2 protein-coding genes are annotated in these 6868 nt (G+C 50.0%); both read right to left on the bottom strand.

Going from position 1 to position 6868, the window contains the following annotated elements; translation table 11 throughout:
* Positions 1 to 585 (bottom strand): prepilin-type N-terminal cleavage/methylation domain-containing protein (locus KKE17_06130; GenBank protein MBU1709565.1); only part of this gene is annotated, 585 nt, incomplete at its 3' end.
* A gap of 630 nt (positions 586 to 1215) precedes the next feature.
* Positions 1216 to 6843: a hypothetical protein gene (locus tag KKE17_06125; GenBank protein MBU1709564.1), complete on the bottom strand. Its 5628-nt coding sequence runs from the start codon at positions 6841 to 6843 to the stop codon at positions 1216 to 1218.
* Positions 6844 to 6868 lie beyond the last annotated feature (25 nt).

Here is a 6868-nt window from a genome sequence, read left to right as displayed (position 1 = left end):
TACAGTAAATGGTGCTACACGCATTTTTGTCGGGTCAGCATCCGGCACATAAAGATAAACAGCGCCATCCTGGTTAGTTGTGCCGTTACTCCGCATTAAAAATGCATTGCCGACAAAGCTTACACCATCCCCAAGGGCACCGCCTGGTGGATTATTCCCCGCTCCATCAAAAGGAGGGCCTCCTGAAGCCAGGGTGCCATAAAATTGAACAATGTCATTAAAAACAACACTTTTAATAATATTAGCGGCAGGTTCATCTATGCAGGTATTCGTCGATAAACTATCAAGACAAATCATGTAACCATCGTCATTTCCATCACCAACGAGAGGAATATCTGTGTTATTAAAAAATTCAACCAAAACCTGTTCGTTTCGCTTAACTGCCTCCCCTCGGGCCATGTTCATATTGCTCCGTAAGTCAAAGGCATCTCCTTTTAACGGCACGACAGGTGAAGTGAAACTAATGACAACCTGTACGGCAAGAATGCCGACAATTACGAGCACTACCAGCATCTCTACAAGAGAAAAACCCTGCCTTGCGTTCAGCAGTTTAGAAAACCCGTGTGTCTTGTTGAATTCAATCATAACCACTCTCGAAAAAATGAATGCGCTTCAAAAAACATTGAAATTCTTGATGTCATGAGCGCAGGCAGGGAGAAACCCGCCTCTCTCCTCGCATTTTAGTTAAGCAAAAATCGCGCCAGCTAAAACCAGCGTTATATCGGTACAATTTCCAACAAAGCCGTTAATTGATATTTTTTTTATGCAATCATCGATAGTTAGCATAACTATGACATTTTACCTGACACGAACCTTGCATGTCAACCCTTACCCGTACAACCCCTAAAAAACAAGACAGAAAAAGGGCCTGGAACGTCAAACATTAACAGATAAACCCACAAATCACGGCCGCTCTCTATTAACTTATTTAATGCTGATAAAAATTTTTTTATCCGGTTCACAAAAAAAGGATAGATCCGGACTCATACCTGTCAGGATTCCACCGCTTAGGCTTTGCTTATTTTAAAATCCATCGGACATAAAATGAAAATTTTCCGGATTTCCGAAACAATCAAACCTGAATTTCCCTGGCTGAAACCACAAATAGTACTCGATAAAACTTGTTTGCCTTCCCTTGCTCCTCATAATAGGACAAAAAAGGGGCCGCCCCTTTCAGGACAAGCCCCTTAACTCTACATTTATTTACTTAACAGATTATTGCCAGAGTTCCTGCCAATCCTTTCTTCCGGTTTTCACGTTGCCGAGCGGCAGATTGGGTTGCGGGATTTCAATAATTGCCCCGGTGCTGGTCTGGGCAAAGGCCTTGCCGCCTTCGGCTTTACCGATATGGATATTCGGGGTGGTTGAAAGGCCGCGTCCCATCTCCACAACATCCTGGACTGCATCACCGGTGACATGATCTCCGAACACACCGGTGTGGAATGCAGTACCGGTTCCGTAATAGACACCGTAGAGATACCCAAGTCCTTCAGGCAGGCACTTGTCTTCAAATGGCTGATATGTAGTAAATGTCAAAAGACCGCCGAGGAGCGTGCCCTGTCCAAGGTTCCGCTCACGAGATCGTTTTAAATTTCTCTTCCAGCCGGCCTTGATCTTGATATAGTCCACAAGATCCTGGAATGTTTCAGCCCCGATAGTCCCAGGGAAAGGGGCGCCAAAGGTCGTGCCGGGACAATTATCCCCCGGAACATTCGGAGCAAAAGGATTTATGCAATAAATAGATGCCTGGAAGGGATTGGCATTCGATGCTACCTTGGCAACCAATGAAGTGTTTACAAGGTCTGCTAAGGCGACTTGTCCCCAGGTAAATTCACCTGCGACTGAGACTCGAGGTTCTTTTATACCATAGAAAGTCTGGGTGGCATTACTGTTGGAATCCGACTTGTCAAATTCATCAAAAAACCGACCGGTGCCGATATACACCCACGTATCAACACGATCGCTACCAACAGTTGGCGATGCAACTATCGGCTGACCAATGTCTGCCAAGATAGCCGGATTGTCCAGACTCGCTGCGCTTAATAACGCATCCCAATCACTGGGAAGGGTAATAACTTGTTTGCTTCCGTCCCACTTGCGGGTCACAAGCCGATAAAATTTACCACCCCAGCCGAGTTTCGCCCCTGTATCCTTGAAATCGCCGCTTACAGTTCCAAAATAAACTGCATCGGCCATATAGTTCTCCTTCAAGTCAAAATCCACGGTTATGGGATCAGACACAAAACTTCTCGCACCCGGAAGCGTAAAAACTCCAGTTTGTGGGGGTATATTACCGACAGCAACAGTTGAGGGGAGATTATTTGGTATCATAAATGCTGATCCCGACCCATTGGTCAACTGGTTTAACGGATAGATTGCGAGTTTCGCAAACTGAGTAACTTCGCTTTTACCGCTGAGTTCGGTTGGGCCACTGCCGAGAACGAGATACCAGTAAGTCGCATCATCGGTTGTAGTTGCGGTTCCCTTGTTATCATACATCGGTATAACCGTAGGAATCACTGTCGCATAGCCCATGGCAGCCTTGGGGCTGGTTTTGTCAGGATCTGTCAGTTCACCTAAAAAGGTCGGCGGGTGTTCCGGATCGGTAATATCAAAAACCATATACGATGAAATAAATTTACGGAGGTCGGTGGGTTGATCCGCGCCGCCAACACCATCACCGTCAATTGTCCAGGCATCAATCGGTGCGCCGCCGAAACGCATTCCGGCGACCATGATGGTTCCCCAGCCACCAGGGTGAAAACAGGCGGGGTTGGTATAATCCGGCGAACAGGCCGCTTCTTCTAAAAAAATCTGCACATCAAAAATCCTCGGTCGCAGATCCACAAAATATTTATGTTCATACGAAGGACTCGTCAGACATTTCAAATGGGGCAATATGTTATAGGGAACATAGGCCCAAAGCTCTGCACCGAGCTCCGGTTTATTCTCTGATGCCGGAGTCTTGACCGCATCATTTTCAACGTAACAGTCTGCGGTAACGCAAAACCGCAATTGGGAGCTGTCATAAAACCCGCCGTTCACGGCATGAAGGATGCCGTCATTACTGCCGAAATAGATAACATGCCTTCGCTTGTTATACCTTTGTGCAAACTTTGCATAGGAATCGTCTCCGTAAAGCATATGAAACCCCTCTGAAGGACGGGTAACAGCCATTGGTGTTGAGTGAATTACATCACCCAATCTCCAGATTATGTCGGTCGGAGCGACACTGGAATCAAATGAATAATTCCTTTCTCGGTCTCGATAGGCAGGACCGACAGTATTATCGCCACGAACCCAGTCGATGATGTTCTCGACTTCAGTGGAGTCTGCAGCGGCAAAATCCACAGAGATGGCATGCGGTGGGGTGGGGGCTTTGCCGGTCGGGCCTGAAGCTCCACTGACAAAAGGAATCCATTCAGTAGCTAAATCAGCCACACCATTGTTATCCAGATCAATCCAAGTATGGATATATCGTTTCTGTGTATGTGAAATATAATCTGCATCAGCCCGTTGGGCTGTAATATCAGCAGCTCCAACCCCGGATAGCCATTCCGCGGCAGACCAGAGATAGTTCACCGCATTTAACGCCTTCGGTGTGCCAAGACAGCCATCCCTGTCAGCGTTTACACCGTCATTACAGGCCATTGTCGTATTCAGACTCTCATCATAATAGAGGACAACTGTTTTATCGGTGCCGTCGTCATCAAATTTCCCGTCGCTATCAGTATCTTCATACATTTTGCCAAGAGAATCGATGAACATCGAATGCACATCACCGATCCAGACAATATCCTCGTCGGTAAATCTCGGCCAGAAAATGGCCTGGTAAATCGCGCCCTCGCCGCCGCGGGAGGCGGAGATGACCGAAGAGGCCGACCCGGATGCGGTTCCGGCCCTGATGCTTTCCATGACTGAACGGAGATTGGCCTCCAATTGCTCCGGGTCCTCACTGGCATAGAGACTGGTGCCGCCGTTGGTCGCTGTATTGGCCAGCAAAACGTCAGGGCTGCACTCATCGGTCCCGGTAACGCGCAGCTTGCCGGCAGTGACCACATAGGTGGTGATATTCTGCTTGTCTTGGTCAATGCCCTCGCCGTCGAGGAGTTGGCCGTCCTTATAAAGGGTGGTCGCGGGCGCTGCATAGGCGTATTTCGCCAGGTCATCCAGATAGGTGCTGCCGTAATACCCTTTATATACTCCGGCAACCGTATTGCCGCAGGCTGCGTTCTCGGAGCCGCCAGCGTCATAATCTCCGATTTTACTTATAATATCAGGATGGACATCCACGGTGGAACCGCCGTCGGTAATAATGAGAATATTATTCTTCTGGCAGTAATTGGTCACCGGGTCCACCGGCACCCAGGAGACAGCTGTATCTTCAGCCACGTCGGTGGCAAAGGTGGTGCCGTCTCTTTGATAAAGGCTCGGAGTGCCGCCAGCGTTAGTCCAGTACAACTTGTTCGCGGCATCTTTCACCAGAGTCAACAGCGGGAACGGAACAACGGTCCAGTCGGAAGCCGCAGTGGCAATATTCCGCCTTGACAGCCAGGAGGGCACTGGATCGTAATTGGCATCGACACTGGCAAAGGGAAATGCCTTGCTGTAATCGCTGTCGCGGAGGAAATCGTCATCGTCAAACCGCATGTCGAGAGCGACGGTGTCCTGCTGGGTGAAATACCCCAGAGCTTCATAATAGGCCTCGGCAATGGGTGTCCAGGTATTGGCTTTAATATCATTGATCGCCTGCACCAGTCTTGCGGTGTGGTCGGTGCCGTTATCCATATAGGCGATGAGCTTGGCGCCGTCCTGGCTGGACGCCGGACAATCATCATACAACCTGTGGGTCAGCTTGGGCGAGGCATCACATTCGCTCCGGGTACCCATCTGGTTATACTGCATGGCGCCGATACGGATATCCGCGGCAAAATCGTCAATCAAACCTTCAGGATCAGTGGTCTGTTTGATATAACCGTTCAAGGTGGCAATTGGTTCTCTGAGCTGGCCCTGCAGGGCTATTTCCATCAAGATCGCCGGCAGGTTGGGAAAATGTTCATCAGCAACGGATGTAACCGGCGAAGCAGGATCAATCACGCCGGGATCATAAAAAGGCGAACAGAAATCGCGTATGGCCATATATATGCAACCTTGATCCAGTATGCCATTGGCGTTGGTGTCCTCTCCGGCATCAAGCTCTTCATTAGCATTTACATCTTCCCCCAGACTATCATAACCGGCAACCCATGCCCCAGCTAATGAAGTGGCCGGGGATCCCCCTACGCCGCAGGTTTGCTGCTTTTCCCAGGCATATAAGGTAGGACCCTGCTTGCATTGCCCTGCGCCGTTATTCCACGAAGACCCTGCAGGACATCTGTAGAGAACACCGCCTATACAGTTTGCATCATCATCACCACCATAGGGGCGCCCATTGGGTGCGCAGGCAGTATCCACACAGCCTGAACCCGGAATCGCCGGCAATGCCGCCTGGGTAACATTAAAACAGCGGCCAATATATCCTTCACCGGTGGCCTGATTACCCCAGCAGATATACCCGCTGTCTGCTGCATTGATATAATTCCTGGGTACCTGCAGCCAGGTCACGCCAGAGTCACGTGTCGCATCCAAAGGAGTGCCGTCACCGGTATCGGTTGCCGTACCGGCAGTCTGCGACTCATACCATTTCCCGTTATCTGTCACCGTGGTGCCTGAAGCATAGACCACCCCGTCCGCCCAGGAGGGCAGAGGGTCATAAGGATTCACATCATCACCATAAATCCCCGCACATTGATTCGATAAGGCAGTGACATTCCCGTTGGTAATTTTCGGGTGACGCCAGCAGGTACTGAAAGAAATATTAAACGCCCCGTTTGAATTGGCAAATGACTCATTCTGCGCACCAAGTTCCATGCAGTCCTGGGCTAAGTTTGCCGCATTTCCTTTGGCATCTTCTACTAAGGCCGCCTCGCATGCGCCGCCCCCGAACTGGAAGCCGGTGGAGGTGGGTTCAAAGATCTCGATCTGGGTCAGGTCACTGGAGTTGGCCTTGATACCCAAAGTGAGGTAATACACAGTACCGCCCGCATCCTTGATGGGGATCTGCTTGATCATTTTGCGACCCAGACAACCGCGGGACTCCATGACCAGCCGGTTGGTTGATGAATCCCATTTACCGCCGGTAAGAATCTTTTTTTCGACATCAAATTTCGAGGCTGCGGCCCAGTTGAGATAATTTCCCTTGGCGGCAAAAGAGGTGACGGAAGCCGCGTTGATGGTGATACAGACATCGCTGTTATTCGCGTCGGTGTATTCTGTACCAGCACCGCTGCAGGCGGCAGCGGCATCAGCCGGTGCAGGAGAAATCAGGGCAAATTGTGCTCCATCCCATTCATACCAGGAACCGGGAGTAAAATAGCCGGCATAAGTCTGCCCAAACACGGCCCAGTCGGTGACACCGGTATCATCCAGAGGGGTGGTGCCGGAAGAGGTGCCGCCCGCTGCTGTCATGTACCATTTAGTTTCTGTGCCGTTATTGTAACTGACAACCTTCTCAGCCGCATAGACCGTAGCGTCAGCCCAGGCGGCAACTGATGATTTCGGTACATAGCTATCATCATTGCAAAACCCGGGGTCGGCAAGATCATCATAGGCCAGCTCATACATGCTTGCTGAGTTATCAATGAGGAGCATAAGGTTAGGGGGCACACCCTCGGCCAGAAATGGCGGAGTGCCGACCCCTTCACCGCAGGGATCGCCAAAACCCGAACCAGGGAAAGTCAAAGCTGTAACCGTCAACATAATGAAAAACAGAAAAGCCGTTCGATTATTTAATTTCGATCTCATGGAATCTCCTCCAGCCCTCTTCATC

The organism is Pseudomonadota bacterium, from assembly GCA_018823135.1.
Taxonomy (GTDB): Bacteria; Desulfobacterota; Desulfobulbia; order Desulfobulbales; family CALZHT01; genus JAHJJF01.
This window is presented reverse-complemented; position numbering and strand designations above follow the sequence as displayed.

Bases quoted from the DNA above. Each gene is read 5' to 3' on its own strand.
- KKE17_06125 (MBU1709564.1), bottom strand. From the start codon at position 6,843: ATGAGATCGAAATTAAATAATCGAACGGCTTTTCTGTTTTTCATTATG.